This window comes from Bartonella sp. AP3QHHD (genome assembly GCF_042195765.1).
Lineage (GTDB): Bacteria > Pseudomonadota > Alphaproteobacteria > Rhizobiales > Rhizobiaceae > Bartonella.
The window spans coordinates 1-1,873 of the sequence record NZ_JBHIPC010000025.1 but is presented as its reverse complement, the minus strand read 5'-3'; the positions used below and the strand labels follow the sequence as shown (position 1 = coordinate 1,873).

The following is a 1,873-nucleotide window of genomic DNA, read 5'->3' as shown; positions in this document are numbered from 1 at the left end:
GGTTGTGGAGCCTGATGTGTATTTTCTGATGTCATAAAATACGCCCTCCAGATAATAAAAAACCCCGCATTTGCGGGGATTTTGAACTGTACATTTCCCTCTCTAGACACAATACGCCTAAGTACAGTAATGTCATTAAATACGATTTGCTACACTTTGTCAACATAAAAATAACACATATTGATAATTTCAAAAGGAATCAGTTAATGATAATTCCAATAAAACCAATTAAAGAGCAATAAACATGACAATCGTATTAATTATCTTATGTATTCTACTATTACTTCCATTTACTGGAATTATACTGGAAGCTTTATGTGCTATAGTTGGTTACGGTATAGGTGCCGCTATGATTGGAGTCCTTATTTTTCTATTAATAATAGGAGCAAAGTTCTTAGGATTTATATATAGCTTGTGTTTAATAATAGCGTTTATGGCATTAATTGCGATTTGTAACATTAAATCAAACGGAAACACATGGGAAGAAGCAATTTCATACAGCACTGCACTATTTTTACCACTGCTTATCTTATGGTTTATTATATGGTATTTCTCTGATAATCGTGATATGTTGGATATATCATCCGTATTGTTTATTACAGCAATAATATGTTCTATTATTGCGATCCCATTCACATTCAATCCTCCAACGAAAGATATTAAAGGCTATCCTGGATTTCTAATTAAAATGTATTGTGTAATACCTATATTTTTTGCGGGTCTTTGTTGGAGCAAAACGACGGCAATAGTAACGGCAATAGTATCAGTAATAATATTGATTGGCTATTTCATTATGATTGCATATTCAGATAATGATAAACCTGATGAAAAAGATGAAAAAAAAGCTTCTAATGAAAATACTTCCTAATAACATTAAGAACGATACGCAATGAATTCACAAGATGTGGTAGCATTTGATCTTCTATAACGAGGGACTGTAACGCAGCGTGAAGATTGTACTGTCTATAAAGGCATTGTGCTTCTTTTAGTGCCTCTTGCATGTTTATAAACTGCTCTGTTGCAAATTCTACCCATTTGTCTCTTGCCTTATCATCAGATGATGACGGCATTTCGTCATAAATTGCATTAGGCAAGCCTTTTGCACAAAGGTAATTATTTCTTATCTGTAGGTACTGTTGCGCGGCATCATATTGCTCTTGAGTAATCACGCCTTGCAAACAAAGCCGCCCGATATAGGTACCAGAAAGTGGATTTTTTGCCTCCTGTAGCGTTAAACCGAAGCGCTTTGCACGCATTTCTATTGCCAATTTATCAACGGCTTCACGTAGTGCTTTTGCACGTGATATACGACCATTGGCTTCTCTTAGCTGCCCTGCTATTTTAGGGCGTCCCCTCTTTTTGTTTTTTTTCACTTATGTCCTCAGATGTCTGTTTAATATCTTGCCAAATTCTCTCTGATCTTGACCATGAAATTCGATTTAAAAAGAACAATAAAACCACTAAAATGCATATTACAGCAGCAACACCTAACTTAAGTTTTAAGTGACTTTGATCCCAAGAAAGTTTTAAGAGCAGAATGAAAAGTGTACTCAATAAAGCACCCATCACTATACTGTAATAACTCATTGATGTAGATGACATACAATCTCTTAACAGCTCTATATCATTCTCTGTAAGCATATAAACGGGTTCAGATTCTTCTGTACTAACCCTAGACTTCTTTTTACTATCCATTAAAGCACCTTCTGTTTAAAAAGGAACGCTATCATTCATAACGGTATGAGATGTATCAAGAGGCTTGTGAAAGCTTCTGTCATAAGGAGATGACTGCTCTTGATTATCATCATTTTTGCCATCTAAAAGCTTTAACTCGCCTTTGTACTGAGGCAATATGACTTCTGTTACATAGCGA

General features: G+C 35.1%; 3 protein-coding genes and 1 pseudogene. 1 reads left to right on the top strand and 3 read right to left on the bottom strand.

From position 1 onward, the window contains the following. Positions 1-244: 244 nt before the first annotated feature. Complete coding sequence (locus ACFIL7_RS01465) at positions 245-868, top strand: hypothetical protein (protein WP_375635150.1); 624 nt, start codon at positions 245-247, stop codon at positions 866-868. Here the strand turns inward: ACFIL7_RS01465 and ACFIL7_RS01460 are convergent. The 3 genes and pseudogenes from ACFIL7_RS01460 to ACFIL7_RS01450 form a co-directional block, all read right to left on the bottom strand. Next, on the bottom strand, positions 849-1,373 hold the full coding sequence (locus tag ACFIL7_RS01460; protein ID WP_375683265.1) for a hypothetical protein: 525 nt from the start codon (positions 1,371-1,373) through the stop codon (positions 849-851). The genes ACFIL7_RS01465 and ACFIL7_RS01460 overlap by 20 nt on opposite strands. Then, positions 1,342-1,695 carry a hypothetical protein gene (locus ACFIL7_RS01455; RefSeq protein WP_375613771.1) on the bottom strand — a complete coding sequence of 118 codons (354 nt, stop codon included), beginning with the start codon at positions 1,693-1,695 and terminating at the stop codon, positions 1,342-1,344. The genes ACFIL7_RS01460 and ACFIL7_RS01455 overlap by 32 nt, the downstream gene beginning before the upstream one ends. A 15-nt stretch (positions 1,696-1,710) precedes the next feature. Beyond that, positions 1,711-1,873, bottom strand: a pseudogene (locus tag ACFIL7_RS01450) (single-stranded DNA-binding protein); the annotation flags it as partial.

Coding starts and splice junctions, on each gene's coding strand:
- ACFIL7_RS01465 (WP_375635150.1), top strand. CDS start 245: ATGACAATCGTATTAATTATCTTATGTATTCTACTATTACTTCCATTT.
- ACFIL7_RS01455 (WP_375613771.1), bottom strand. CDS start 1,695: ATGGATAGTAAAAAGAAGTCTAGGGTTAGTACAGAAGAATCTGAACCC.